Source organism: Bartonella sp. AP88HLJMH (genome assembly GCF_042195605.1).
Lineage (GTDB): Bacteria > Pseudomonadota > Alphaproteobacteria > Rhizobiales > Rhizobiaceae > Bartonella.
Window position 1 is genome coordinate 1 of sequence record NZ_JBHIOR010000103.1, and the last position, 804, is coordinate 804.

Annotated in this window: 1 protein-coding gene; it reads left to right on the top strand. The window is 43.3% G+C overall.

Annotated features, from left to right (window positions below; genetic code table 11):
- Position 1: 1 nt before the first annotated feature.
- A partial coding sequence (locus ACFIMA_RS09810) for an elongation factor Tu (RefSeq protein ID WP_375693462.1) occupies positions 2 to 804 on the top strand: 803 nt, incomplete at its 3' end.

Below are 804 nucleotides of genomic sequence, written 5' to 3' on the forward strand. Positions count from 1 at the left end.
AATGGCGAAGAGCAAGTTTGAACGAACAAAACCGCATGTTAATATTGGTACGATTGGTCACGTTGATCATGGGAAGACCTCGTTGACAGCAGCGATTACGAAATATTTTGGTGAATTTAAAGCTTATGACCAAATTGACGCTGCGCCAGAGGAACGTGCACGTGGAATTACTATTTCTACAGCACACGTTGAGTATGAAACGGAAAATCGTCACTATGCGCACGTTGATTGTCCAGGACACGCTGATTATGTGAAAAACATGATCACAGGGGCAGCACAGATGGATGGTGCTATTTTGGTTGTTTCAGCAGCTGATGGCCCAATGCCTCAGACACGTGAGCATATTTTGCTTGCACGTCAGGTTGGTGTTCCAGCAATTGTTGTTTTTCTTAATAAAGTTGATCAGGTTGATGATGCAGAACTTTTGGAGCTTGTAGAGCTTGAGGTTCGGGAACTTTTATCCAAATATGATTTCCCAGGCGATGATATACCAATTGTTAAGGGTTCTGCGTTGGCAGCTCTTGAGGATAAGGATAAAAGCATTGGTGAAGATGCTGTTCGTCTTTTAATGAGTGAAGTTGATAATTATATTCCAACCCCTGAACGTCCTGTTGATCAACCATTTTTGATGCCGATAGAGGATGTGTTTTCGATTTCGGGTCGTGGAACCGTTGTTACGGGTCGTGTTGAGCGTGGTGTTATTAAAGTTGGAGAGGAAATCGAGATTATCGGTATTCGTCCAACGTCTAAGACGACGGTTACAGGCGTTGAAATGTTCCGCAAGCTTTTAGATCAAGGTCAAGC